Genomic DNA, 25,292 nt, shown 5'->3' with positions numbered 1-25,292 from the left:
ACACATGAGGCATTGAGATAATCAGAGTGTTATACGGCCTCCCTGATTATCTCAAGCAGCTGCCACTGGAGATATAACATGAAAAGACCACCACCGCATAATTGGCTGTTTGTTTTCAAGGTTATTGTCGAGTCAGGATCAATAACAGAAGCATCTGAAAGGCTCAATGTATCCCAGTCGGCTGTCAGCCAGCAATTAAAGTCGCTGGAAGATTATCTGGGCAGTCGCCTTATCATACGAGGAAAGAAGGGGATAGTACTCACTGATGTAGGAAAACACTATTTCAACATCATAAAGATTTCTTTAGATAGAATATCTCTTGCAACCGAACAGTTATTTGGGTTTGAGCACAAGAATACCATCACCATAAAATCAAACTATTCTTTCGTTGATGTTTGGCTATCCAGAAATATATCCGACTTTCACAAACGCCATCCGGGGGTCAGTGTCGAGATATATACCATGCTGTGGTTATCCGATTTCCGGGATGTGGGTAGCGAAATAGAAATTAGGTATGGGGATGGCTCCTGGAGTGATTTGAAATGTCATCAATTGACAAATGACCGTGTGTTTCCGGTTTGTTCTCCATCACTTAAAGAAAAAATAAACAAACCCGAAGACATTCTTGATTATCCTCTTATTTCGGTGATGGGTAACAAGACTGGTTGGGCAGAATGGTTTCTCGAGCAGGGAATTCGTTCAGATATCAAACCAAGCAGCCTTTATGTTGAGAGCAACCTGTTAGCCTACAAAGCTTCGGCTGAAGGAGATTATATTACATTGGGGATCAACTCACTGGTCGATAACTTTATTAAAGATGGTAGTTTGATCAAGCTTGAGTATGGTGATGTAAAGAGTCGGGAAAATTTCTTCCTTCTGGAACCCAATAATTACTGCATATCTGAAAAGGACAAGACGTTTATCGAATGGATAACATCAAATTATAAACAAGAGCAATGAAAAACCAGTGGTTACCTTAATATTAATTAGCTGAAACATCATGAAAACTGTTCCTGATTGTACCGCAGGGTCAGGAACAATACACAGACTCGTCGTAACCCCATCATAGGTGAGACGCCCCACCACAGACCGTCTTGGACGGCCGGAAATGCTGGGATGGAACAAGCATTTCTCGGTTTTGGTGTTATCAATAAGAATGGAAAGCATACCAAGGCGAAAAACGTATCAGCCTTTACTCAGTTTCGCCTTAAACGCATATTGTAGGTAAACCGTTTTGCTGGCAACACGGATTCACTCACCTCAAATATTGCATTTTTCTCGTCGATAAATCTTCTCACCAGGTGTAACGCGGCCTCTCCTTCTTTGGCTTCCAGCCGGCTGGCTATGGTTTGGTCCATGATACATGCAGAAATAGCCTGATCGACCTGAGTTGATTGCTTTCCAAACTGCTTTTCCAGAAGATAAGCCACCGAGCCTTTCAACTGAGAAAGATTATCGACCACTGATTTGAACTGGGAGGGAATCCATATTTTAATGGTGCAGATGGGAAAAGCTTCACCGCCTTCATTCTGATAGCGAAGTCCGTCAATTTCAATCAACGCCTCACCGACGGCAAAGCCCAGCTTGGCCGCCATCGCGTCGTCAACCACCACCTCGTCCACAGACTCAAACACCGTATGCACGGTTCCGGCGTGGGCAAGCAGTTCGTCGATGGAAGACCAGGTGTCCTTAAACATCGAGGTCTGTAGCGACACCACCACACTCCCCCGCCCCTGGGTACGTTGAATCAGCCCTTTATCTTCGAGTACGGCCAGGGCGTTGCGTGCGGTAAACCGGCTGATCTCATAGGTTTTGCAAAGCTGCGCCTCTGTTGGCAGCAGATCACCAACCGGGTACAGGCCTTTTTGAACATCGCCCTCCAGTTTTTCCGCGATTTCTATATAGCGAGGTGCAGCCTTGCTCATGGGGTTCGATCTCAAAAAAAATTTAACCGGGATTTTACCTCAGATTGGTGCGTATAAAAATATGTCCTTACAAACTCTCCCCCCTTGGAACACGCCGATACGTCGCCCGCGCCGGTGACTTCCCGATCGGAGGCCTTCTGGCAAGGTAAGGTGATTGTTAAATATGTGTGGACAAATAATGTATCCGGTGTTAGCTTGACCACTGTCAATTTGTGCGGACAAATATCCATTTGTCAGAAGGGCAGGTGCAGTGATGTGGAGCAACCCTTTGATTTGCCAGCTGCCGGTTCGTGCTTTCAACAGCTTCGCCCTTTTCGGCGTATCGGGCCTTGTGGTGCCGAGCGGGAAGTGGGTCGATATCATGCTTAATACGAGGGAGTGAAAAATGAATAAGAAAATGGGAAAGCGTGTAAAACGAAATATTGTCGCGGTGCTGGCATCGTTTGCCATCACGCCTTTGGCCATGGCCGCCGACTACTCCATGAAGCTCGGTCTCATTGCACCGGTCGGGCATCCGGTCGAGGTGGCCGCACAAAGCTTCGCCCAGGAAGTGGAAAAAAACTCTGATGGCAAAATCAGCGTCAAGGTGTTTCCCGGCGGCCAGTTGGGCGGGGAAATCGAACTGCAGGACCAGGTGGCCCTCGGCACCATTCAGGCGGCCAATATCGGCACGCCGGTGATGAGCGGAAAGCTCAAGAAACTGGATATTCTCAACATGTATTACCTGTGGAAAGACCGGGATCACATGAGCCGAGTGCTGAGCGGAGCCATCGGTCAGGCGCTGTGGGATGAATACAGGAACAGCACCGGGATCAGCGTTATCGCCTCAAACTGGCAGCAGGGCACGCGCCATGCCCTGATGAAGCGGGCGGCAGTAAAGCCGGGCGATCTGGCCGGCATCAAGATTCGGGTTCCGGCCGGAGTGCCCTTGTACAACGATCTTTGGCAAGGCATGGGTGCCAACCCGGTGCCCCTGGCGTTTCCTGAAGCGAATGCGGCCATGAAAACCGGGGTCGTGGATGCGATCGAGCTTCCCTTCGACTGGATGATCAAGGGCGGCTTCGTCGAGCTGGGCAGCCACGTTGCCCTCACCGGACACTACCTGTACTCCAACGTGATGGTCGTTAACGGCAGGTGGCTGGACAAGCTGCCCGAGGATCTGGCCGGCATTGTCGTCGAGGCGGCCAAAAACGCCGGTGAGCTCAACACTCGGCTGGTGATGGAAGGAGAAGACGCCCTGCGCGGAGAAATCCAGAGCAAGGGCGTGACCTTCGTTGACACCGATTACGCGGCATTCCAGCAGTCGGTGCAGCCCGTTTACAACGCCAAGATGGAGGTATGGGGCCAGGCGCTGTTCGATCAGGTACAGGCCGCCAGTCAGTAAATTCGCCGTCGGGTCAATAACGGGTTCTGATTATGCCGCTGCAGTCAGGTTCGTCACGGTATTGGTATCCGTTATTGACAAACGGGCGTCGGCAGATTGCGTCAACGGCGCCCGGTTATTTGAATCACCTCTCGGGAGCGTCATGTGATGCGACATTCAGCCACCAAACTATTCAGAATCATCTATCACCACGGGGTCGAGGCCCTGGCCAGCGCCATGTTCGTCATTATTCTCGGGCTGTCGTGGGTTCAGGTATTCCGGCGCTATGCCCTGGACAACCCGGCCACTTGGACCGAGGAAGTGGCCCGCCTGCTGCTTATCTGGATGACCTTTCTCGCCGCCGCCGCTGCGACCCGGGATCAGAACCATCTCGCCGTGGATCTGGTGATCAACCGGCTGCCACATGCTTTCAAGCACCTGTTCAACGTCTTCATCAATCTGCTGGTCGCTGCCGTTGGCGTCGTCCTGTGCTGGCAGGGCGCGGTGATTGTTGAGCTGGCAATGCCGGATCACTCGACCAGTCTCGGATTTTCACGCGGCTTCTTCTTTTTACCCACTGTCGTGGGGGGCGGGTTGATCATGATGTATTCCGTGGTCAACGCAATACACCATCTCGGTGAGGTTCGTCGGGCGGGCAGTCACCAGAAACCGGACGGCATGGGTTGCCAGTCAGTCTAAGGAGTTTTTCATGCTTTTCTTTATGATTGTCGGTGTCATTACCCTGATGCTGATGGACGTGCCCGTCGCCTTCGCGCTGGCCGTGGTGTCGATCGTTTTCTTTGTGGTTGAGGAAGTGCCCCTGGCCAGCTTTGTGCAAATGGCGGCAAAGGGGGTCGACTCCTATACCCTGCTGGCGCTGCCGTTCTTTATTCTCACCGGCAAGCTGATGAACGCCAGCGGAGCGACAGATCGCATCATGGAGCTGGGCAAGGCCCTCGTCGGCTGGATGTACGGTGGCCTGGGCCACGCCAATGTCATGGCTTCCTTCCTGTTTGCGGGCGTATCCGGTTCGGCGGTCGCCGATGCCGGCGGGCTGGGCGCGGTGGAAGTCAAGGCCATGGAAAAAGCCGGGTACAGCCGGCGGTTTGCCGTCGGTGTCACCGCCGCCTCGGCAACCGTGGGCCCGATCATTCCTCCCAGCATCATCATGATCGTCTACGGCATCGCCTCGGGCACCTCCATCGGGGCGCTGTTTCTGGGCGGGGTGGTGCCGGGCATTCTGATGGCCGTCGCCATGATGGCGATGGTGTCGGTGCTCGCCCGGCGCGAGAAGGCCGTTGAAAGAATACCGTTCAACATGGCAAACGTCAGAACGGCGGCATGGCTGGCGATTCCTGCCCTGATCACGCCCTTTATCATTGTGCTCGGCATCCTGTCCGGTGTGTTCACGGCCACGGAATCCGGCGCGGTGGCAGCCTTCTATGCCCTTGTTGTGGCGCTGGTCGCGAAGCAGGGCCTGGGGCTTCGCCAGGCCTGGCAGCTTGTCGTCGAGACCGTGGTCGAGTCGGCCGGCATTCTGTTGATTATGGCCATGGCCGCGGTCTTCTCCTGGTCACTGGCCTACCAACAGGCACCGCAGGCCGCGGCCAGCCTGCTGACCGAGCTGACCTCGAACCCCATGACTCTGCTGTTCCTGCTCGGCCTGCTGTATATCGTGCTGGGCTGCTTCATCGAGGCCATTGCCATCGTGACCATGACCATTCCGGTGGTGATGCCGGTGCTGGTGTCCTTTGGCATTGACCCTGTGCACTTCGGTGTCATTCTCGCGCTGATCATGTCGGTTGGCACCATCACGCCGCCGCTTGGCATCGTCATGTTCACCCTGTGCCGGGTCACTCGGGTTTCCGTTCCCGCGTTTGCTTCACTCATCCTGCCCTGGTTGCTGTTGTTGCTCGGTGTGATCGGCATTGTCATGCTGTTCCCGGAACTCGTGCTCTATGTCCCCAGGCTGGCGGGCGCCTATTAACGCAAAGGCAACCACCGCCAACCACACTCAACCACCGTAACGAGCGTGGGTCCATTCTTCGGTGAAGCTTCCACCTGCGTCACACCGCCGCTCACTCAAGCCAGTGAGTGGCGGTTGCAACACAACCCCGTGATGGCGGCAGCGGCACGGCGCCCCCCTCGGCACCCCCCTGTCTCTACTGCACAATCATTCCAAAAAGCACCATATGTACCCGAAATGATGTTACATAAATATTAAATAATATGTATGGACAAATAATTTCCGCGGTGATAGTGTGAACTCAATATTTGTACGGACAACTATATCAACCGTTATCGCAAACCGAGGGTACCCCTAATGACCTCTTCCATTCTTGATTCGAAAATATTTGCTCCCCTGTTCCATTCGCAGGAAATGCAGGCTGTCTTTAATGACGATGCGCGTGTAAAGGCCTTTCTGGACACCGAGGCCGCGCTGGCCCGCGCCCAGGCCAAGCTGGAGATGATTCCGACCGAGGCCGCCCGGCAGATCGACCAGGCCGCCGGCAGCGTACAGATTGATATGGATCGCCTGGCTCATGATACCGGCACCGTTGGATACCCCATTCTCGGCCTGGTGCGTCAGCTGGCGGCGGCCGCGGGCAAGGAAGCCGGTGGCTTTGTGCACTGGGGAGCAACTACCCAGGATATTATGGATACCGCCTCGGTACTGCAGATCCGTGATGGCCTGGCGCTGATCGACAAGGATCTCAAGCGGGTAGAGAAGGCGCTGATGGTACTGGCACGGGAACACCGTGATACTGTGATGGCCGGGCGCACCCACCTGCAGCATGCGCTGCCGGTGACCTTCGGCTACAAGGCGGCAATCTGGCTGGACAGCGTACGCCGTGCCCAGCAGCGCCTTGAACAAATGCGTCCCCGGGTACTGAATGCCCAGCTGTGGGGCGCCGCCGGCACCCTGGCCTCCATTGGTGAGCGGGCCGAACTGCTGACCGATACCCTGGCCAAGGAGCTTGACCTGTTCACGCCCATCGCCCCCTGGCACGCCACCCGGGACGGATTCGCCGAGGCCGGCTGCAATCTGGCTCTGATGACCGGCTCGCTGAGCAAGATTGCGTTCGACATCATGATCATGTGCATGGACGAAATCTCCGAGACCGCCGAGCCCTTCGTCAAGGATCGGGGCGCATCATCCACCATGCCGCAGAAACGCAACCCCATTTCCTGTGAAGTCATTCGCGGCTGCAACCTGGGGGTCGCCAAGGCCGCCGCGCTGCTGATGGACGCCCAGGAAGCCGATTTCGAACGGGCCACCGGTCCCTGGCATGCGGAATGGATTGCCCTGCCTCAGGTCTTTGTGCTGGCGCACTGTGCCCTGTCACAGGCCGTCTTCCTGCTGGAAGGACTGGAAGTGTTTCCCGACAAAATGGCCCGCAACCTCGACATCAGCAAGGGGCTGATCGTCGCCGAGTCGGCCATGATGGCGCTGGCGCCCCATGTTGGCAGGCAGACCGCCCACGATATCGTTTATGACGCCTGCCGCGAAGCTCAGGCCAGCGGATCGTCGCTGTACGAGGCGCTGTTGGAACAAAGTGAGGTCACCCGGTACATTGATGCCGAAGCGCTGAAGAAAATCGTGTCGCCGTCCTCCTATCTGGGGCTGTCCCAGCATATCGTCGACCGGGTGCTGGCAGGCTGACCGCAACCGTATGCACCGATGACCACAGGATGTATGGCCGTCGGTTTTCAGAATGAAACATGAACTGATTTATGGTGGTACTGACATGAAAGGTAAAATCGCAGTAATGAACAAGCCCGGCAGCCTCGAGTATCAGGAGTACGAGGTTCCCTCTCCTGGTCCCGGCTCGGTTGTCGTCAAGGTGCTGTGCAGTAACGTGTGTGGTTCCGAGTTGCATATCTGGTCTGGCCATCACCCCAAGAAGAGCGGCGGCCTGGGCCATGAGACGGTCGGCCTGGTGCACCAGCTGGGCGAGGGCGTCACCACCGATAATGCCGGCCAGGCCATCAAGGTGGGAGACCGTATCGCGGCCGCCTACTTTATCACCTGTCAGCGCTGCCCTTCCTGCCAGGCAGGCAAGCTCAACTTGTGCGAGAATGTGTTCAGTTTCTGGGCCAAGCAGCCTGAAGAAGCGCCTCACTTTCATACCACCTTCTCGACCCATTACTACATTCACCCGGGCCAGTTCTTCTACAAGGTGCCCGACAATGTGCCGGATAAACTGGCCGCAGGTGCCAACTGCGCCCTGTCACAGGTCTATTACGCCATCGAGCAGGCCGGCGTCACCATTCAGGACACCCTGGTTATTCAGGCGCCGGTGGCCTGGGCATCTATGCCACCGCCATCGCCAAGAGCAAGGGCGTCACCGTGATTGTGATTGATGCCGATCCGTCTCGCCTGGCGCTGGCTCAGGAATTTGGTGCGGATCATGTGCTGAACATGAAAGAGCTGGCCACCAAGGAAGAGCGCGTGCAGGCGGTAAAAGCTCTGACCAAGGGCCGGGGCGCGGATGTCTGCCTGGAAGTGGCCGGCGTGACGGTTGCCTTTGCCGAAGGCATCGAGCTGGTATGCAGCGGGGGCAAGCTGGTCACCATGGGTAACGTCACCCCGGGTAAAACCGTGGCCATTGATCCCGGCTATATCACCCGGAATCAGATTTCGATTCTGCCGATCATGCGCTACCACCCCCGTTACCTGAACAAGTCGCTGCAGTTCCTGAGCGACAACATCGACACGCTGCCCTTCCACAAGATGATGGATGCCGAGTATTCGCTCGATTGCGTTGAAAAGGCATTGAGCGACTCGATGGAACGCAAGGTGACCCGGGCCTCCATTGTGATGGAATAACCCGAAGGGCCGGGCCAACATGGTGATAACCGTCCCGGCCGCGGGTCAAAGAAGCAGACTATCTATTGTTTTTACCGGTTACATGTAAAGGATCTCATATGAAAACGTATCAACTGCATATTGAAGGCCGCTGGACCGATGGCGCCGACGGCGTTACCGAAGCGGTGATCAACCCGGCCACCGAAGAGGTGATCGCGCATTTCTGCCACGCCACCTCGGCCGATATCGAGCGCGCCGTGGCATCGGCCAAACAGGGGCTTGAAGAGTGGAAGGCCGTACCCCAGTGGGAGAAAGGTGCCATTCTGGTGCGTGCCGCCGGCCTGCTGCGCGAGCGCAAACAGCAGATTGCCGAGATCCTGACCGAAGAGCAGGGCAAACCGCTGGCGGAGTCGCTGGGCGAAATTGAGCGCGCCGCCGACTTTATTGAGTGGGGTGGCGAGGAAGCCCGCCGTGTGGCCGGCCGCCTGATCCATGGCCGTGATCAGGGCAATACCATTGAAATTCGCAAGGTGCCCGTGGGCGTGGTCGCCGCCTTTGCTCCCTGGAACTTTCCGGTGGTGCTCACCGCCAAGAAACTGGCCGGCCTGCTGGGTGCGGGCTGCTCCTGTGTAGTGAAGCCGGCGGAAGAAACCCCGGGCTCGGCGGTGGAGCTGGTCAGGGCCCTGCTGGATGCCGGCGTGCCCGGCAACGCCCTGAACATGGTGCTGGGCAAGCCTGCCGAGATTTCCAGCACGCTTATCGCCCACCCGGCCATTCGCAAGATCACCTTTACCGGCTCCTCGCCAGTGGGCAAGCTGCTGGCCGCCAAGGCCGGAGAAGTGATGAAGCCGGTGACCATGGAGCTGGGCGGCCACTCTCCGGTGATCATCTTCGATGACGCCGACGTGGAATCGCTGGCCAAATCACTGGTCGCCAAAAAGTTCTTCAATGCCGGCCAGGTGTGTGTGTCCCCCACTCGCTTCTTTGTGCATGAATCACAGTACGAGAAGTTTGTCGCCATCTTCTGCGAGCACGCCAAAGCACTGACCGTGGGCAACGGCGCCGACAGCGCCACCCAGATGGGACCGCTGGCCAACGAACGCCGGCTACAGGCCATGGAGCACCTGGTGGAAGACGCGGTCGCCAAAGGCGCCAGGCTGGAAGTGGGCGGCAAGCGCATCGGTGACAAGGGCTTTTTCTTTGCGCCGACGGTGCTGACCAACGTCAGCCTGGACGCCGATCTGATGAACACCGAAATCTTCGGCCCCCTCGTGCCCATTCTGCCATTCTCCAGCGAAGAAGAAGTGGTGAACATTGCCAACAGCGTGGACTACGGCCTGGCCGCCTACTTCTTCACCAACGACGTGGCCCGCCGCCGCCGTGTGAGTGAAAGACTGTACGCCGGCACCATTGGCGTGAATGACGTGCCCGCGCACATTGCCGAAGTGCCGCTGGGCGGCTGGGGTGACAGTGGCTATGGCGTTGAGGGCGGCATTGAAGCCCTGGAATCCTACATGAAGAGCCAGTACGTTAGCCTGCGCTGATGCGCATGAGATAACAGCATGAGTTGGGGGGAGTCCTGTCATCAGGCTCCCCCTTTTTCATTGATGTGTTAACCATTCGATTGTCGCGCCACGCCTATAGCATGGCGATTCGGGAACACCGGCGGAGTGGGATTTCCCCTTACTATCGTTGCCAATGCTATCGCGTGAACAGCGGTAACGAGGTAGGAGAACCCAACATGACGGACAATAGCGCCACTTTCGACATCGCCGGCTACGGCCACTATCCGGTGAACCACCAGCCGCTCAGTATCGAGACCGGGCCGGACTCTCTGCGCCTGACCTGGGACGACGGTCACGAGAGCGAATTTCATTATCTGTGGCTGCGGGACAATTGCCCCTGCCCCGGCTGCGTATCGACCCTGACCCGGGAGCAGATGTTCGAAATCTGCGATGTGCCGCTGTCCATCCGGCCGCTGGAGGCGCAACTGGACGGAGGCTATCTTCATATCCAGTGGGATCACGATGGTCACGTCAGTCGCTTCCACCCCGGCTGGTTGCGAAGCCACTGCTACAGCGAACAGGCCCGGGCGGCACGGCAGTGGCAACCCGAAATCTGGGATAAGGCCACGATCGAAACCAGCCTGCCTACCTATGATTACACCGCCATGATGCAGGACGATACCGTGCTGTTGAGCTGGCTGCGCCAGTTGCGTGATACAGGCATTTCCCTGCTGCAGAACACGGATACCACGCCCGGTACCCTACAGCAGGTGGCCGCCCGTATTTCCTTTATCCGGGAAACCAATTTCGGCACCCTGTTCGATGTGCGCGCCAAGCCCGACGCCAATAGCGCCGCCTACACCAACCTGCGTCTGCCGCTGCACACCGATCTGCCCACGCGGGAGTTGCAGCCGGGATTACAGTTTCTGCATTGTCTGAACAATGACGCCACCGGCGGCGAGTCGATTCTGGTGGACGGCTTTCGCATTGCCCAACACATGCGCGAACAGTATCCCGATGACTTCGAGGCCCTCAGCAGCCTGCCGATGGACTTTTACAACAAGGACCGCCACAGCGATTACCGGTTCCGCGGGCCGGCTCTGGTGCTCGACGGCCAGGGCACGGTTATCGAGGTGCGTTTTGCCAACTTCCTCCGCGGCCCGCTGGATGTGCCGGCCGATCAGGTCGTGCGGCACTATCGCGCCTACCGTACCTTTATCAGCCTGACCCGGGAGCCCCGGTTCCAGTTTGAATATCGTCTGGTGCCCGGTGATCTGCTGGTGTTCGACAACCGCCGCGTGCTGCATGCCCGCCAAGCCTTTGATCTGCAACAGGGCCATCGTCACCTGCAGGGCTGCTATGTGGATCGCGACGAGTTGCTGTCCCGTATCCGGGTGCTGGAACGCACCCTGTAATCTCCCCCCCCTGCCGATTTGGGGATCAGGCGGCGCCACGGCGCCGCTGCTCACCGGGCGTCATGTCGAAATGACGCCGGTAGCTGCGACAAAAACCGGATGCCGAGACAAAACCGCAGGCACCGGCGACCTCGGCGACACTCAAATCCGTCTCCTGCAGCAACTGCCGGGCCCGTTCCAGGCGCAGTTTCAGGTAGTAGGCCGAAGGCGATGCCTCGAGGAAGCGCTGACACAGGCGTTCCAGCTGACGCAGCGAGATAAAGGCGCTGCTGGCCAGTTCTGCCGGGGTCAGCGGGGTTTCGAGGTGCTGTTCCATCAGCGCCAGCACCCGGATCAGGCGGGGATGATGGATATTGAGCTGTCGCGGCAGGCCGATACGCTGCCGGTCCGAGGGCGGGCGTATGCCGTTCTTGATGCACTGATCGCAAATCTGCAGCGCCAGCGCGGTACCCGATTGCTGCTGGATCAGGTGCAGCATCATGTCGGTGGCGGCAGTGCCGCCGGCACAGGTGATACGGTTGCGGCCGATTTCGAACAGCTCGGGGCTGATCAGGATATCGGGGTAGGTTTCCTGAAACGCCGGTACCGCTTCCCAGTGCAGGGTCACGCGATGCCCTTTCAGCAGGCCGGCCCTGGCCAGCAGGAAACAGCCGGTGTCCAGCGCACCCAGCAGGCTGTCACGCCGGTTCAGCCGCCGCAGCCAGTCGATGAGCTCGCGACTCCGATGGCGTTCGGGGTGAAAGCTGGCGTTGACGAACAGGTTACGCGGCGGGTCGACGGCATGCATGTCCAGGTGCTGTTGCAACGCCATCTGGTTGCTGGCCATCACCGCTTGGCCGTTCTCGCTCAGACACTGCCAGCGATACAGCTCCCGGCCGGCCAGGCGGTTGGCGATGCGTAGCGGCTCTATGGCCGACAGCAGCGACACCATGGCGTATTCAGGCAACAACAGGAAAGAGACGGTGATCACACCGTCGTCATCGGGATGGAGAACGGACGGGACGGGGCTGAGCGCCGCCGTCCCGGTGGGTATGGATGCTGGCATATGAATTCCTGATACGGGCCTGCGCTGCGTAAAGTTAAGTGCAGCGCAGGCCCGGGCGACGTCAGTCTTTCTGGGGGGCCGAGACGCTGGCCGCGGGATTCGGCGCGGCAATCTGACCCGACTCCTGCCACAGGGATTTCAGGACCCCGAAGGTCATGGCCAGGATGACCAGACTCAGAGGCAGGGCCGCGGCCATCAGCGCCGTTTGCAGGGCGCTGAGGCCCCCGGCCAGCAGCAGCACGGCAGCTACCAGGCCGATCACCAGGCCCCAGAACACCCGGAACAGCTGCGGCGGCTCGTCATTGCCCAGTGACAGTATGGTGGTCAGCACCAGGGTGCTGGAGTCCGATGAGGTGACAAACCAGCTCATCAGCAGGAACACCATCAGCGCCGAGAGAATCCAGCCCAGGGGGCCGGTACCGGCGATGCCGTCGGAGCTGGCGAACAGCGCGGCGGGCAGGTTCCAGTCCTTGACCAGATCGATCAGACCGGCACTGCCGGGACCACCGGCGGCGTGCAGTTCCTGCCAGAGCGCGGTGCCACCGAAGATACCCAGCCAGACAAAAATCACCAGGGTCGGGACCAGCAGCACGCCGAGCACGAATTCACGCAGGGTACGGCCCTTTGAAATACGGGCGATGAACAGGCCGACAAAGGGTGCCCAGGCCAGCCACCAGCCCCAGTAGAATACGGTCCAGCCATTCTGCCAGCTGGCGGGTCCTTCCTCTTCGGGGAACCAGAGTCCCATCTGCACGAAGTTGACCAGATAGTCGCCCAGAGACTCGGCGAACAGGCTCAGCAGCCAGGTGGTCGGGCCCCCGAACAGGAAGAAGCCGATGACCATCACCGAGATAATGATGTTCCACTCGGAGATGACCTTGATGCCGCGCTGAACGCCCGACACCGCCGACAGGATGGAAATCACCGAAATCCCCGCGATCAGTATCAGCTGGGTATTGATCCCGGGGTCGACACCAATCAGCCGTTCGAGGCCCACCGACATCTGGCTGACGCCGAGGCCCAGCGAGGTGGCGACGCCGAACACGCAGCCCAGCACGCCGAGCATGTCCACCACATGCCCGATGGGACCATAGATGCGATCACCGATAAAGGGATACAGGGCCGAGCGCAATGCCAGCGGCAGTTTCATGCGGTAGGCGAAATAGGCCAGCGACAGGCCGACGATGACGTAGACCGCCCAGCCATGGAAACCCCAGTGAAAAAAGGTGACGCGCATGGCATCGACGGCGCGGTCGTGGCCGATGGCGGTGGCGCCGGCCATATCGGCGTAGGGGTTGTTGGGATAGCCAAAGGCGCCGCTGTTGTCGAGGTAGAAGATGGGCTCGGCAACGCCGAAAAACAGGATGCCGATGCCGATGCCGGCGGAAAACAGCATCGAGAACCAGGCAAAGTTGCTGAACTCGGGTCGGGCGTCGTCATCGCCCAGGCGGATGCTGCCATGGCGGCTGAACACGATGTAGCAGCAGGTGAGGATCAGGAACACCACCGTCACCAGGTAGTACCAGCCGAACGTGGTTTCGATCCAGCTGCGGGCCGTACCGAAGATGCTGCTGGCCAGTTCGGTATTGAAGCCGGTGAAGAGCACGAAGGCGAGCACCAGTGCGGCCGAGGCCACCGTCATGCCCTTGTGCATGCCCTTGAAAATACCCTCGCGGGCCAGGGTGTCAGACTTGAAAACCTGACTGCCACTGTCTGAAATTTGTTGTTCTATAGACATTCTGTTTGTCTCCGATAAGCCATAATACGGGTCCTTGTATTGCTTGATGGATCAACAGCCTCCTTAAGGTTGGGGATAGGTAACAATGGGGCCTGTGTCCGGCCCCATTGCGAGTGTTTTAGCGGCGGATACCGTGTTCGTCGCGGTATTCCTTGAGCGTCTGCATGATGCGGATCAGGCAGTCGTCCCGCTCCTGGATCAGTTCGTTGATCGAGGCGCCATTGGCCTGGCTCAGGCAGCCGGCGACCATATCATCCTTGAGCTGCTGGGTCAGCTCGGGGGCATCCAGCCGGGTCCAAGGCTCCTTCAGGGATTCCTCGAAGTGATCCAGCAGGTGCGCCATGCCACCCTGACCGCCGCCCAGGTGATAGGTCAGGCAGTGGCCCATGATGGCCCAGCGCAGACCCGGCCCGTAGGCGATGGCCTTGTCGATGTCCTCGACCGAGCACTCGTTGTTGGCCACCATGTGCAGCGCCTCGCGCCACAGGGCTTCCTGCAGACGGTTGCCGATAAAGCCCGGCAGCTCCTTGTCCATCTTGGCGACCTGTTTCTCGATCGCCTCGTAGAAGGCCGCGGTCCAGTCAACCACTTCCTGGCTGGTGCGCTCGCCGCCACAGACTTCGCAGAAGGGCACCAGATAGGGCGGGTTGAACGGATGGCCAACCACAAAGCGATCGGCCTGCTGCTGCACTTCGACGGCCATGTCGGTCATGGCAAACCCCGAGGTGCTGGAAATAATCACCACTTCGGGCGGGGCGAGCCGGTCGAGTTCCGCGAACAGGCCGCGCTTGGCATTGAGGTTTTCCGGCGTGCTTTCCTGAATCACCTCGACGCTGTTGACCAGCTCTTCCAGGCTGTCGGCAAAGCGCAGCCGGCTGGGGCTCGCACCCTCGCGCAGGCCCAGCTTTTCCATGGTCGGCCAGATATGGTCCACCATCGCCAGCAGCCTTTCACGGGCATTGGGGCCCGGATCGTAGGCAACCACGTCCATGCCCATTCTCAGGAAATGCAGCGCCCAGGCGCCGCCGATAACGCCGGTGCCGAGTACGCCGGCCTTGGTGACTTCGGTTGGTAAGGGACGATTCATGATATTTGCTCCGAATAAGGTTGGGTGCTGTGTCGTTGCAACAGGCGTTACTGGGTGCCGCGCAGGCGCAGTTTCTGGCGGGCCTCGCTGGGGCTGAGAATACGCGAGCCCATGTTCTCGACGATATTGACGGCGCGCTCCACCAACTGGCCATTGGTGGCGAACTGACCCTTGCCCAGATACAGGTTGTCTTCCAGGCCGACGCGGATATGGCCGCCGAGCAGGGCGGACTGCGCCGCCCAGGGCAGCTGGTTGCGGCCCAGCGCAAAGGCGGTCCAGTTGGTGTTGGCCGGCAGCATGTCGACCATGCCCTTAAGCAGACTCAGCTCGGGCGGCGTGCCCCAGGGAATGCCCTGACAAAGCTGGAACATGGCGTTGTCGTCCAGCAGGCCTTCCTTCATCATCTGCAGCGCAAACCAGAGGTTTCCGGTATCGAAGATTTCCAGTTCGACGGTGACGTCCAGTTGCTTGATGCGGGCCGCCGCCTTGCGCAGCATGTCCGGCGTCGAGATGTATACCAGGTTGCTGTCACCGAAATTGACCGAACCGCAGTCCAGGGTGCAGATCTCGGGCTTGAGCTCTTCGATATGCACCAGGCGTTCGAGGCCACCGACCAGGTCGGTTTCGGGGCAGAAGGCGGTGGGGTCTTCTTCGGGGCCGATGTAGAGGTCGCCACCCATGCCGGCGGTCAGGTTGATGATGACATCGCAGTCGGCGGCACGCAGGCGCTCGCAGACTTCGGCATACAGATCCAGGCGCCGGGAGCACTGCTTGGTTTCGGGATCCCGTACGTGCATATGCGCGATGGCGGCGCCGGCATTCCAGGCCTCGATGGCGGCATCGGCAATCTCTTTCGGGGTAACCGGCACGTAAGGGCTGCGGTTGGCGGTATCGGCGGCGCCGGTAATGGCGCAAGTGATGATGACGTCCTGATTCATGCTGTTGCTCGCTCCTGTTAGGATTTCGTTAAATGACCGATCGGGAGTCCGGATGCCCGTCACGCCATCGGTTGATGACTAAGTTACTCGTCTGAGATCTCGAATTTTGCCCAAATCCGCACTAATATTGCCCATTGACGAACACCTTTGCGTGTTGTCGTAAATCGATACGAGATATCTGTTTGCGTCAGCAGGCCGGGGAATGGACCGGAATAGTTTCAATCCGGCAGGTAATGCCGGCTCCAGGAGGTAGCAGCGACACCGGCGGCGAGCATCTCCTCGATTTCCGCGGCACCGTAGCCGAGTCTCGACAGCTGGGCACAGGTGTCGCTGCCGTACTTGCGCATCGCTGCAGGCAGCGTCACCTTGCCAAGGCGCGGGCGGATCGCATTGGGCGCAATCAAATCGACGGTGCGGCCACAGGGATGATCAAGGTGGCGAATAAAGGCAACGCTGGCCGGGCCGGCCAGATCGATGCCGCTTGCCCTGGTCATCAGCGACTGCTCGCGCCACTGGCTCATGGTCGCCAACGGCTGACAGCCGATGTCGGCCGCCCCCAGCAGGCGCTTCCAGTGGACCCGTGGCCGAGTGCGAAACAGATCCGCCAGCCGGACCTCGAGCACGTCATGGTCATCGAGGTCGATATTCTCCATATCCAGCGACGCCACAAAGGCCTCACCCCGTTGCTTTCGGTCGACCGCCAGGAAGAACCAGCCATCGGCCGCCTCATAGCAGCGATAGAGGGCATGGGCTCCCTTGATCTCGCGACCGCTGGGCTCATTGAAGGCACCCCGCCCCTCGTAGTCGTACATAAAAGGCAACTGGATCAGCTGGCCGGCCGCGGCCAGCGAGCTACGGGCCACGGAGCCGCCATGCCCCCTGGCACGCTTGATCAGCGCTACCCCGATGGCCAGCGCGGCGCAATAGCCACCGAGTACATCGATGGTGCCGAAATGGGCGTGTTCCTCCGGCGTCGCCATGCCGCCGCCGAAACGGCACATGATGCCGGTGCTGGCCTGCACCAGATCGTCATAGCCAGGGTGGTTGCTGCGCGGGCCGATGGCGGGTCCGCCCCAGGCGTCGAACTGGCACAGGATCAGCTCAGGATTCGCCCGCTGCAGCCGCTCGGCGGTCAGTCCCAGGCGTTCAAGCTGAACGTCGCTGGCGTTGATGGTGACAATGTCGATATCGGGCAGCAGCCGGTCGAGCACCGCCTGCCCCTGGGGCGACTTGAGATCGAGCAGCAGGCTGGACTTGCCCTGATTTGCCTGCATGCCGAACACTGTGCTGTTCCAGGGGTCAAGCGCGGGCTGGGGCGGGTCAATGCTGATCACCTCGGCGCCGAACCGGGCCAGGGTGCCGGCGATGGTCGGGCCGGCGATGACATTGGTCAGATCCAGGATCTGAATTCCCTCCAGCCAGCCCTGTGCTGTCGCTGATCCGGCACCTGGTCCGTCACCGCGTTCACGCCAACGCTGCAGCGTGGCCCTGATCGGGGCATGGTCCCGGTTCGGCCGTTGCGCCGGCTGCTTCAGCGTTACCGCTTCGTCGTCCTTGAGCCAGCAGATATTGCCCGGCTGGCGCATGGTGCCCAGCACCGGATCCTCGACCTCCAGGATGCTGCGTGATTGCAGGGCATGGTCCGAATGCAACCACTCCCGGGTCGTGCGGTGGGCACAACCGGGAACCCCGGCTTCACCGAACAGATGTTCCCACTCGCTGGCCGTGCGGGTTTTGAAGGCCGCCTTCATCCGCTCGGAGACAAACCCGGCCCAGTCGCGCGACAGCGGGTAGGAGAGTAAGGTACAGTCGGCGCCCTGCGGCCAGTCGGCAAGGTCGAGGTAGGGACTGTGAGTGGGTATGCCGGCCGCCTCGACCTCCTCCCACAGACCCAGCAGCTTCAGGCAGCCGATGGGATGGCGGCGGTGAGAGGAACAGACGGCATAGAAGGGACGGCCATCCTTGCAGAGGTAGGTGCGATAGAAGGGATCGAGAAACTCCTGCAAATCCCGATAATCCAGATTCAGCGGCTCGCCACTCGCGCGCCGGCGTTCTATTTCCTTTTCGCGTGGCGACTTGTAACGGTCGGACAGGCTCTCTATATGCATCGAATTGTAGGCCAGCCCTTCCATCAGGGCCGCGGAAATCGGAACTTCTATGGTATCGCCCTGGCCTAAGCGCTCACGGGCGAACAGGGCCAGGGTAACCGCGGTGGCACCCAGTACCGAGGCATAGGCCGAGGCCAGTGGCAAAGGAGAGAAGGAGGGGTTGATGCCCATCAGGATGCGATTCAGCCCCATATCGGTGAACTGGCCAACCGCGGCCGCGATAACGCCTTCCCAGGCGGGTACGCCGGCGTAGTTGGCATCCCGGGCGGAAAAGCCTGGCAACGACAGGTAGACCAGACCCGGATTTTGCTCACGCAGGCTGTCCGCTCCCAATCCCAGGCGCTGCATGACGCCGGGACGGAAGTTTTCCACCAGCACATCCGCATGACAAGCCAGCCCCCGGGCCAGCTGCAGATCGCTGTCGTCGGCAAGATCCAGACAGATTCGCTGCTTGCCGCGGTTGAGAATAGCATCTGCCGGATTGTCCCAGCGAGGTCCCCCTGGTGGATCGATATGCACCACCTCCGCGCCTTGGTCGGCGAGCATCATCGCGACCGCCGGGCCTGCGATGTACTGACCGAAATCGACTACCCGGATACCGGCAAGGGGACGATTGCTTGCAGTGTTCACATTTTTCATACACACCTCGGTTGTTGTTCCTGTCATGGGTGTGATCCTAAGAGATTGATTCAACGCCGCATATCGGATAATTTTTGCCCGAGTGTTCGATAATTTTGTACACCTTAAAATCGGTGACGGAGGCAGGAACCATGGATATTCAGACACTGAAAACCTTTCTGACCTTGGCGGAGGTGCAACGGCTGAGTCTCTGTGCCGAACAGCTATGCCTGACCAAATCCGCCGTCAGTGCACGTATTCGGCAGCTGGAACAACAGCTCGGTGAACCGCTGTTCATTCGGGGCGCGAGGGGCATGCAGTTAACCGATGCCGGGCGCCACTTCTATCGCCATGCCATGGTGATGCACCAGCGCTGGATACGCGCCAAGCTGGAAATCAGCCAGAAGCGCAACGCCGCCCCGCTTCTGCGCCTGGGCGCGCATTCGGCACTCGCCAACGATCTGCTACTGGCCTGGGGCAGTACCGTCCGTCACCGCAATCCGGAACTGGAGCTTCACCTGGAGACAGGCTACTCCAGCGAGATTGTCCGCCAGGTGGCACAGGGGGCACTGGATATCGGCCTGATCTTCGTCGCCGATACAACGGCCGGACTGGTGGTCGACCAGGTTCTTGAGGATCGCCTGATCATGGTATCCAGCGCAGCCAGGCGTCTCGATCAGGTTAGCGTCGACAACTATCTCTACCTGGACTGGGGCTGGGGCTACAATGCGGCCCACTCCGAGCACCTGCCTCAGTTGCAGAACAGCCTTCTGTCCTTCGGCAAGGCCGATCTGGGGCTACCCTGGCTGCTGAAAAATGGCGGGACGGCCTACCTGCCCACACGTACGGTCGAGCCGCAGCTGACAGCCGGTATCCTGTGGCCGGTAACAGGTGCGCCGGAGTTCAGGCGACCGATATTCGCCACCTACGCACCCGACAGGCCGGATCGGGCCCTGTTGGACCAGGCCCTCCAGGATCTGGCAGGGTTGGTTGATAACCGATGGTAGCCGTGATGCCAACTCAGCGTTCGCGGCTGGGATTCTTGTTGAAGCGCTGCTGGTAGCTGCGGGTGAAGTGGGACAGGGAAACAAAGCCGCAGGCGATGGAGATGTCGGTCACGCTCTGGCTGGTTTGCTGCAGCATCCAGCGGGCCTGATCCAGACGCAGGTTGCGGTAGTAGGCGCTGGGGGTCTGCTGCAGATAATGGCGAAACAGGCGCTCCAGCTCCCGCTCCGACAGTTGCAGCTGGGCCGCGATGTCGCTGATGCGCAGCGGCTCCTCCAGGTTGAGCTCCATTAGCTGCACGGCCTCAAGCAGCCGCGGGTTGCGGCTGTCCAGGCGCTTCTGCAGCGAGGTGCGCTGGGGATCGCTGTGGGCCCGCTTGTGGGTATAGATCAGTTCGTCCGACACCGTGGTCGCCAGGCCGTTACCGTGCTGGGTGTTTATCAGATAAAGCATCATGTCGAGCCCCGACAGGGCGCCGGGGCAAGAGAAACGGCCCCGGTCCACCACCAGCAGTTCCTGCACGAAATCGACCCGGGGGTATGCCTCGGCGGTGCTGTCCAGGTTTTCCCAGTGCAGGGTGGCGCGATAGCCATCCAGTATGCCGGCGGCGGCGGCAATATAGGCGCCGGTGTCCTGACAGCCTATATCGGCCCCGTGGCTGGCCTGCTTGCGGATAAACCCCAGCAGCCCGGGAGTGATCCGGGCATGGGGATCGTAGCCGGAACAGATAATCAGGGTATCGCAAACGGAAAGGTCACGGATGCCGGTATCACTCATGATGTCCAGATCATCGCTGCTGCGCACCGCCCCCCCCTGCTCCGAGATCAGTTGCCAGCGGTACAGTTCGCGGTTGCTGCTGTGATTGGCGTGACGTAACGGATCCAGCATGGCCGTCAGGCCGAACAACGAGAAGCCGGGCACCAGCAAAAAACCGATGCGCTGAGGGTAGCTGTGGGGACGATCTCCAAACATGGGTTCACTCGGTCCTTGGGTGTAGGGTTGTTTTCGGATATCGCTCTGCAAGCAGCGATATGCCTTCCTCCATCATCTGTTGATCCATAAGGCTAATAATAAGCGGATACAGGCAAATTACTCGGAAAAGGCCGGGTAGTATTGTCCAAAAGGTACCCTGGTGCAATCTTCACAAGAGACTGAACATGACAACTGAACTCAAGGTATTTGACGGGGCTGTCCTGCCCGAGTGGATCGATTACAACGGCCATATGAACGACGCCTGCTACGTAGTGGTGTTCAGCAAGGCCATCGACGAATTCATGGTACAGATTGGCCTGGACGAGGCGTTTCGTGCCGCGCATCAGGTATCTGTCTATACGCTGCAGAGCATGGTGCACTACTTGCAGGAGGTGAGCTTGGACGAACCCTTGCTGGTGGAGGCGCGCCTGCTCGAAAGCGATGCCAAAAAGCTGCGGGTCTTTTTCACCATGCGCCACGGCGACAGCGGCGAGGAACTGGCGGCAATGGAAACCCTGTTGCTGCACATGGACATGGCGGCCCATCGCGCCGCGCCCATGCTGCCCGCGACCGCCGACCGGGTCGCGACCCTGCAACAGCGCCAGGGTAACACCGACTGGCCGGCACTGGCCGGACGCAGCATCGCCCTGACGCGTCCGCGTGGTTGAATGTAGGGCCGCCTTCACAAAACGGTCCGGTATGTCACCGACATCCGGGGCCGTGCCGAAGCGCGGCAATTTATTGTAAAAATTAAATAATACACAAGAAAAACAAACTTAATAAATAAACGCCAGCATTACACACTGTGGCTGACAGGAACAATCAGCGCGCCCATGGCATCACGCGAAGGTACCACGGGCGTAATCCCACAAGGACTGAATGGGAGTAGTGACGATGAACAAACTACTGTGGCAACCGGACGCCGAACGCATCGAGCGCAGCAATCTGCACCGATTCATGCAGCAGGCTGGCGAACGGGCCGGTGTGAACCTGGATAGCTACGAGGCGCTTTATCGCTGGTCGGTCGAACAGCCGGAAGACTTCTGGTCGCTGATCTGGGATTTTACCGGGGTGCAGGCGAGCGTGCGCGGCGATCGGGTACTGGTCGATGGTGAACGGATGCCGGGCGCGCGCTGGTTTCCCGAGGCCCGGCTGAACTACGCCGAAAACCTGCTGCGCTGTCGTGACGATCGGCCGGCGCTGGTGTTTCGCAACGAGGCCGGCCGGCGCGACAGCCTGAGCTACGCCGGACTTTACCGACGGGTAGCGCAGGTGGCCGCCGGGTTGCGCCGCGCCGGGGTGGTGGCAGGTGATCGGGTGGCCGGCTTTGTACCCAACGTCATCGACACCGCCGTGGCCATGCTGGCCAGCGCCAGCCTGGGTGCCGTCTGGACCGCCTGCTCGCCCGACTTTGGACTCCAGGGCATCATCGACCGCTTCGGCCAGACCACGCCCAAAATACTGTTCACCACCGACGGCTACCTCTACAACGGCAAGCGCTTCAACTCGCTGGAACGCCTGGCGCAGGTGCTGCCGCACCTGCCGGCACCCTGCCAGCTGGTGGTGATGCCCTACCTCGACACCGCGCCCGATCTGGGTCCGGTGCCCGGCGCCGTGCTGCTCGATGACTTTATCGACCCGGCGGCAACGACGGTCGAATTTACCCAGGTGGCCTTCGACAGTCCGCTCTGTATTCTCTATTCCTCCGGCACCACCGGCGTACCCAAGTGTATCGTCCATGGCGTGGGCGGCACCCTGTTGCAGCACCTCAAGGAACACCAGTTGCATACCGACCTCGGGCGCGAGGATACCCTGTTCTATTACACCACCTGTGGCTGGATGATGTGGAACTGGATGCTCAGTGGCCTGGCCAGTGGCGCCACCCTGATGCTGTTCGACGGCTCCCCCTTCGCCCCCACGGCGGAGGTGCTGTGGGATATCGTGGAACAGGAAAAAGTCACCGTCTTCGGCACCAGCGCCAAGTATATTGCCGCCCAGGAAAAGGCCGGCGTCCGCCCGGGCCAGAGTCACCGGCTGGATGCGCTCAGGACCCTGCTGTCCACGGGCTCGGCCCTCACCCACGAGAGCTTCGAATATGTCTACCGGGAGATCAAGGCCGATCTCTGCCTGTCATCGATCTCGGGCGGCACCGACATACTGTCGTGCTTTGCTCTGGGCTGCCCGGTGCTGCCGGTGCGTGCCGGTGAGCTGCAGTGCCGGGGACTGGGGATGGCGGTCGAGATCCGGGACCAAGGTCGTCCGGTGGCAAGCGGCAAGGGCGAACTGGTCTGTACCCGCCCCTTTCCGGCCATGCCCATCGGCTTCTGGAACGACAGCGATGGCCGCAAATACCATGATGCCTACTTCAGCACCTTCGACCATGTCTGGGCCCATGGCGACTACGCCGAGCTGACTCCCGACGGCGGCGTGGTCATTCACGGCCGTTCCGATGCGGTACTCAATCCGGGTGGGGTACGGATCGGCACCGCCGAGATCTACCGCCAGGTGGAAAAGGTCGACGCGGTGCAGGAAGCCGTGGCCATCGGCCAGAGCTGGCAGGACGATGTGCGGGTGATCCTGTTTGTGGTACTCAAACCCGGATACCACCTCGACACGGCGCTGGAGCAGGAGATCCGCCAGACCATTCGCCGCCATACCACACCACGCCATGTGCCGGGCAAGATCATCCAGGTGGCGGATATCCCCCGCACCCGGACCGGCAAGCTGGTGGAGCTGGCCATTCGCAGCACGGTGGAGGGGCAGCCGGTGAAAAACCTGGATGCGCTGGCCAACCCCGAGGCACTGGCCTTGTACCGGGATCTGCCGCAACTGTCCTGCTGATGTCCTGCTGATGACACTTCCCGCCCGGCGCGGCGACCTGCCCTACAGGCCGCCGCGCCGCCGTTTTAGGGTGGCAGAGCCGGGACCGGGTGGTTAACCGTACCCGTTAGCTACTCTGCCGGCCGCCCACTATCCTGAATGCGACATCAAAGACAGTTAGCTATTGCCGGGCGGAAACCGGCTGAATAGTCTGTAGCCATTGTTGGTTAAAGGAGAACAAAGCCATGATGATCACCGAGCTGATGGATCAGGACGATTTTCGTGTCCAGTTGCAGGCATGGGGGCTGGAAGGATCAAACCGGCTGACGCTGGCGGAGTGCAGTGACAGACTGAGCGAAGTGCTGGCAGGACCGGAACGGGAACTGTGGCAGGAACGGCTGGCATCACTGCTGGCCAAGCGGGAGCTGCTGCACCCGGAGGTTCAGGCCGTGCTCAATGCCTGCGTGAAATAACATAAGGTCACCGGACTCACGCCTGCACGGAAGTGACGGCGAAAGACCCGCTGGAGTGACAACAGATAATCCGGGAAGGGTGTCAGGTCACTGACAAAGGGGGAGCCGCTGGCTCCCCCGACAGGTTTCTTACTCGGGTAACTCGATAGACAGCGTCTGACCGGTGGCATGCTCGATAAAGGTATCGGAATACCAGTCGATGAAGTTCACCACCCCGAATTCATAGGTCGCAGAATAAGGGCCTGGCTCATAAGCCATGGAGTTAATGCCCCGCTGGTTTTCTTCGGCCAGGGTTCTGTCCTGGGCATTGGTGGCATCCCACACCCGACGTAGTTTTTCCACGTCGTAATCGACCCCTTCTACCGCATCCTTGTGTACCAGCCACTTGGTGATCACCTTGGTCTTCTGCGGACCGATGGGCACCACCTGGAAGGTGATCAGGTGATCGCTCTGGCCATGGTTCCAGGAATTGGGCAGATGCAGGATACGCAGCGAGCCCAGCTCCCGGTTCTTGACCCGGCCCAGGGTCTTTTCACAGGCATTGGAACCGTCGATGGTCATGGCCACCTTGCCTTCGGCCAGCGGCATACGCACCATGCGGTTGCGCAGTCCGAACGACACATGTTCATGGGGAATGTTCTCGGCATCCCATTCCTCGGCCATGCGTGCCACATGGGCCTTGAAGGCATCGGTGGCACGGGGATCCGTGGTGTCATCGAATTCCAGCAGGGTATTGAGCAGCTCGGGGTGCGAGCCGTTGCAGTGGTAACACTCGCGGTTGTTCTCGATCACCAGCTTCCAGTTGGCATCCTCGACAATCTCGGACTGCACCGCCACCTTGGCATTTTCCAGATCATAGGGTTCGAGATAATGCTCGAGCTGTGCCAGGAAGTCGTCGATCTCCGGCGGGTTGTCGGCCAGGCTGATAAAGATATAACCGCCCGCCGTCTTGGTGTGCACCTGCTTCAGCGGGAAGTCGGCCTTGTTGAAGCTTTCTCCCATGTCGTTGCCGGCATAGATCAGATCGCCGTCCAGCTCGTAGGTCCACTGGTGGTAAGGGCAAACCAGCTTGGCGACCTTGCCTTTCCTGGAGGTACACAGACGCGAACCCCGGTGGCGACAGACGTTATGAAACGCCTGAATGCCCTGTTTGTTGCGCACTATGGTAATGGGGTTGTTGCCCACTTCCAGGGTCATGAAGTTGCCGACCTTGGGGATTTCGCAGGTCATACCAACATAGAGCCATTCCTTGCAGAAGATATGTTCCATGTCGGCGGCAAAGACTTCAGGGCTGTTGTAAAACGCCTGCGGGAGTGAATAGCCGGGACGACGCTGCTGCAACATCTGCACTGCCTCACCCAAGCCGGGGGCTGTGCCTAACAATGCGGTGCTGGTCTGCTCCATGTGTGCTGCTTCCTTTGCTGTTGTGGTTGAACGGTGTGTCCCTGACACCCAGGATGGAACCCCACC

General features: G+C 59.6%; 21 protein-coding genes. 13 read left to right on the top strand and 8 right to left on the bottom strand.

What is annotated here, in order from left to right:
• Positions 1–78: 78 nt before the first annotated feature.
• A complete protein-coding gene (locus BFR47_RS09330) occupies positions 79–960 on the top strand; it encodes a LysR family transcriptional regulator (protein ID WP_071472812.1) in 882 nt (293 codons plus the stop codon).
• Positions 961–1,196: 236 nt separating this feature from the next.
• On the opposite strand, the gene BFR47_RS09325 is transcribed toward BFR47_RS09330, so the two are convergent.
• Positions 1,197–1,925 (bottom strand): GntR family transcriptional regulator, encoded by a 729-nt coding sequence (locus BFR47_RS09325; RefSeq protein ID WP_071472811.1) that lies wholly within the window; start codon positions 1,923–1,925, stop codon positions 1,197–1,199.
• Positions 1,926–2,310: 385 nt separating this feature from the next.
• Here BFR47_RS09325 and BFR47_RS09320 point away from each other — a divergent pair, with 385 nt between their 5' ends.
• The 8 genes from BFR47_RS09320 to BFR47_RS09290 all read left to right on the top strand — a co-directional run bounded on the left by BFR47_RS09320 (position 2,311) and on the right by BFR47_RS09290 (position 11,018).
• Positions 2,311–3,309, top strand: a complete 999-nt coding sequence (locus BFR47_RS09320) for a TRAP transporter substrate-binding protein (protein ID WP_071472810.1) — start codon at positions 2,311–2,313, stop codon at positions 3,307–3,309.
• 147 nt (positions 3,310–3,456) lie between these two features.
• Positions 3,457–3,987: a TRAP transporter small permease gene (locus BFR47_RS09315; protein ID WP_071472809.1), complete on the top strand. Its 531-nt coding sequence runs from the start codon at positions 3,457–3,459 to the stop codon at positions 3,985–3,987.
• A gap of 10 nt (positions 3,988–3,997) precedes the next feature.
• A complete protein-coding gene (locus BFR47_RS09310) occupies positions 3,998–5,275 on the top strand; it encodes a TRAP transporter large permease (protein WP_071472808.1) in 1,278 nt (425 codons plus the stop codon).
• Between the two features lie 336 nt (positions 5,276–5,611).
• Positions 5,612–6,952, top strand: a complete 1,341-nt coding sequence (locus BFR47_RS09305) for a class-II fumarase/aspartase family protein (protein WP_071472807.1) — start codon at positions 5,612–5,614, stop codon at positions 6,950–6,952.
• A gap of 85 nt (positions 6,953–7,037) precedes the next feature.
• Complete coding sequence (locus tag BFR47_RS18180) at positions 7,038–7,643, top strand: alcohol dehydrogenase catalytic domain-containing protein (protein ID WP_217645502.1); 606 nt, start codon at positions 7,038–7,040, stop codon at positions 7,641–7,643.
• The gene (locus tag BFR47_RS18175; RefSeq protein ID WP_217645501.1) at positions 7,640–8,119 is read left to right on the top strand and encodes a zinc-binding dehydrogenase; all 480 of its coding nucleotides are present in this window, start codon (positions 7,640–7,642) and stop codon (positions 8,117–8,119) included. Before BFR47_RS18180 ends, BFR47_RS18175 begins: the two co-directional genes overlap by 4 nt.
• Before the next feature lie 98 nt (positions 8,120–8,217).
• Positions 8,218–9,642 (top strand): NAD-dependent succinate-semialdehyde dehydrogenase, encoded by a 1,425-nt coding sequence (locus tag BFR47_RS09295; protein WP_071472806.1) that lies wholly within the window; start codon positions 8,218–8,220, stop codon positions 9,640–9,642.
• Positions 9,643–9,839: 197 nt separating this feature from the next.
• Positions 9,840–11,018: a gamma-butyrobetaine dioxygenase gene (locus BFR47_RS09290; RefSeq protein WP_071472805.1), complete on the top strand. Its 1,179-nt coding sequence runs from the start codon at positions 9,840–9,842 to the stop codon at positions 11,016–11,018.
• A gap of 25 nt (positions 11,019–11,043) precedes the next feature.
• Here the strand turns inward: BFR47_RS09290 and BFR47_RS09285 are convergent, their stop codons facing one another.
• The 5 genes from BFR47_RS09285 to BFR47_RS09265 all read right to left on the bottom strand — a co-directional run bounded on the left by BFR47_RS09285 (position 11,044) and on the right by BFR47_RS09265 (position 18,573).
• The gene (locus BFR47_RS09285; RefSeq protein ID WP_083399072.1) at positions 11,044–12,063 is read right to left on the bottom strand and encodes a GlxA family transcriptional regulator; all 1,020 of its coding nucleotides are present in this window, start codon (positions 12,061–12,063) and stop codon (positions 11,044–11,046) included.
• 61 nt (positions 12,064–12,124) lie between these two features.
• A complete protein-coding gene (locus BFR47_RS09280) occupies positions 12,125–13,801 on the bottom strand; it encodes a BCCT family transporter (RefSeq protein ID WP_071472804.1) in 1,677 nt (558 codons plus the stop codon).
• Between the two features lie 118 nt (positions 13,802–13,919).
• On the bottom strand, positions 13,920–14,888 hold the full coding sequence (locus BFR47_RS09275; protein ID WP_071472803.1) for a 3-hydroxyacyl-CoA dehydrogenase NAD-binding domain-containing protein: 969 nt from the start codon (positions 14,886–14,888) through the stop codon (positions 13,920–13,922).
• Between the two features lie 47 nt (positions 14,889–14,935).
• Complete coding sequence (locus BFR47_RS09270) at positions 14,936–15,826, bottom strand: beta-keto acid cleavage family enzyme (protein WP_071472802.1); 891 nt, start codon at positions 15,824–15,826, stop codon at positions 14,936–14,938.
• A 218-nt stretch (positions 15,827–16,044) separates the two neighbouring features.
• A complete protein-coding gene (locus tag BFR47_RS09265) occupies positions 16,045–18,573 on the bottom strand; it encodes a CoA transferase (RefSeq protein WP_071472801.1) in 2,529 nt (842 codons plus the stop codon).
• Between the two features lie 131 nt (positions 18,574–18,704).
• On the opposite strand from BFR47_RS09265, the gene BFR47_RS09260 reads away from it, so the two are divergent.
• Positions 18,705–19,559: a LysR family transcriptional regulator gene (locus BFR47_RS09260; protein WP_071472800.1), complete on the top strand. Its 855-nt coding sequence runs from the start codon at positions 18,705–18,707 to the stop codon at positions 19,557–19,559.
• Between the two features lie 13 nt (positions 19,560–19,572).
• On the opposite strand, the gene BFR47_RS09255 is transcribed toward BFR47_RS09260, so the two are convergent.
• Positions 19,573–20,529: a GlxA family transcriptional regulator gene (locus tag BFR47_RS09255; protein WP_071472799.1), complete on the bottom strand. Its 957-nt coding sequence runs from the start codon at positions 20,527–20,529 to the stop codon at positions 19,573–19,575.
• A gap of 185 nt (positions 20,530–20,714) precedes the next feature.
• Here BFR47_RS09255 and BFR47_RS09250 point away from each other — a divergent pair, with 185 nt between their 5' ends.
• The 3 genes from BFR47_RS09250 (at position 20,715) to BFR47_RS09240 (ending at position 23,822) form a co-directional block, all read left to right on the top strand.
• Positions 20,715–21,197: a thioesterase family protein gene (locus BFR47_RS09250; protein ID WP_071472798.1), complete on the top strand. Its 483-nt coding sequence runs from the start codon at positions 20,715–20,717 to the stop codon at positions 21,195–21,197.
• A 226-nt stretch (positions 21,198–21,423) separates the two neighbouring features.
• Entirely contained in the window at positions 21,424–23,370 is a 1,947-nt protein-coding gene (locus BFR47_RS09245) for an acetoacetate--CoA ligase (protein ID WP_071472797.1), read from the top strand.
• A 224-nt stretch (positions 23,371–23,594) separates the two neighbouring features.
• Positions 23,595–23,822 carry a hypothetical protein gene (locus tag BFR47_RS09240; RefSeq protein WP_071472796.1) on the top strand — a complete coding sequence of 76 codons (228 nt, stop codon included), beginning with the start codon at positions 23,595–23,597 and terminating at the stop codon, positions 23,820–23,822.
• 129 nt (positions 23,823–23,951) lie between these two features.
• Here the strand turns inward: BFR47_RS09240 and BFR47_RS09235 are convergent, their stop codons facing one another.
• Positions 23,952–25,226, bottom strand: coding sequence for an aromatic ring-hydroxylating oxygenase subunit alpha (locus tag BFR47_RS09235; protein ID WP_071472795.1), 1,275 nt, complete (start codon positions 25,224–25,226; stop codon positions 23,952–23,954).
• Between the last annotated feature and the right edge of the window lie 66 nt (positions 25,227–25,292).

The organism is Oceanisphaera psychrotolerans (genome assembly GCF_001870485.1).
Classification (GTDB): Bacteria; Pseudomonadota; Gammaproteobacteria; order Enterobacterales; family Aeromonadaceae; genus Oceanimonas; species Oceanimonas psychrotolerans.
The sequence above is the reverse complement of the archived record's forward strand: the minus strand, read 5'-3'. Positions and strand labels throughout refer to the sequence as shown.

What these genes read in the sequence shown, in the direction of transcription:
- BFR47_RS09330 (WP_071472812.1), top strand. Translation starts at nt 79, where the DNA reads ATGAAAAGACCACCACCGCATAATTGGCTGTTTGTTTTCAAGGTTATT.
- BFR47_RS09325 (WP_071472811.1), bottom strand. Translation starts at nt 1,925, where the DNA reads ATGAGCAAGGCTGCACCTCGCTATATAGAAATCGCGGAAAAACTGGAG.
- BFR47_RS09320 (WP_071472810.1), top strand. Translation starts at nt 2,311, where the DNA reads ATGAATAAGAAAATGGGAAAGCGTGTAAAACGAAATATTGTCGCGGTG.
- BFR47_RS09315 (WP_071472809.1), top strand. Translation starts at nt 3,457, where the DNA reads ATGCGACATTCAGCCACCAAACTATTCAGAATCATCTATCACCACGGG.
- BFR47_RS09310 (WP_071472808.1), top strand. Translation starts at nt 3,998, where the DNA reads ATGCTTTTCTTTATGATTGTCGGTGTCATTACCCTGATGCTGATGGAC.
- BFR47_RS09305 (WP_071472807.1), top strand. Translation starts at nt 5,612, where the DNA reads ATGACCTCTTCCATTCTTGATTCGAAAATATTTGCTCCCCTGTTCCAT.
- BFR47_RS18180 (WP_217645502.1), top strand. Translation starts at nt 7,038, where the DNA reads ATGAAAGGTAAAATCGCAGTAATGAACAAGCCCGGCAGCCTCGAGTAT.
- BFR47_RS09295 (WP_071472806.1), top strand. Translation starts at nt 8,218, where the DNA reads ATGAAAACGTATCAACTGCATATTGAAGGCCGCTGGACCGATGGCGCC.
- BFR47_RS09290 (WP_071472805.1), top strand. Translation starts at nt 9,840, where the DNA reads ATGACGGACAATAGCGCCACTTTCGACATCGCCGGCTACGGCCACTAT.
- BFR47_RS09285 (WP_083399072.1), bottom strand. Translation starts at nt 12,063, where the DNA reads ATGCCAGCATCCATACCCACCGGGACGGCGGCGCTCAGCCCCGTCCCG.
- BFR47_RS09280 (WP_071472804.1), bottom strand. Translation starts at nt 13,801, where the DNA reads ATGTCTATAGAACAACAAATTTCAGACAGTGGCAGTCAGGTTTTCAAG.
- BFR47_RS09275 (WP_071472803.1), bottom strand. Translation starts at nt 14,888, where the DNA reads ATGAATCGTCCCTTACCAACCGAAGTCACCAAGGCCGGCGTACTCGGC.
- BFR47_RS09270 (WP_071472802.1), bottom strand. Translation starts at nt 15,826, where the DNA reads ATGAATCAGGACGTCATCATCACTTGCGCCATTACCGGCGCCGCCGAT.
- BFR47_RS09265 (WP_071472801.1), bottom strand. Translation starts at nt 18,573, where the DNA reads ATGAAAAATGTGAACACTGCAAGCAATCGTCCCCTTGCCGGTATCCGG.
- BFR47_RS09260 (WP_071472800.1), top strand. Translation starts at nt 18,705, where the DNA reads ATGGATATTCAGACACTGAAAACCTTTCTGACCTTGGCGGAGGTGCAA.
- BFR47_RS09255 (WP_071472799.1), bottom strand. Translation starts at nt 20,529, where the DNA reads ATGTTTGGAGATCGTCCCCACAGCTACCCTCAGCGCATCGGTTTTTTG.
- BFR47_RS09250 (WP_071472798.1), top strand. Translation starts at nt 20,715, where the DNA reads ATGACAACTGAACTCAAGGTATTTGACGGGGCTGTCCTGCCCGAGTGG.
- BFR47_RS09245 (WP_071472797.1), top strand. Translation starts at nt 21,424, where the DNA reads ATGAACAAACTACTGTGGCAACCGGACGCCGAACGCATCGAGCGCAGC.
- BFR47_RS09240 (WP_071472796.1), top strand. Translation starts at nt 23,595, where the DNA reads ATGATGATCACCGAGCTGATGGATCAGGACGATTTTCGTGTCCAGTTG.
- BFR47_RS09235 (WP_071472795.1), bottom strand. Translation starts at nt 25,226, where the DNA reads ATGGAGCAGACCAGCACCGCATTGTTAGGCACAGCCCCCGGCTTGGGT.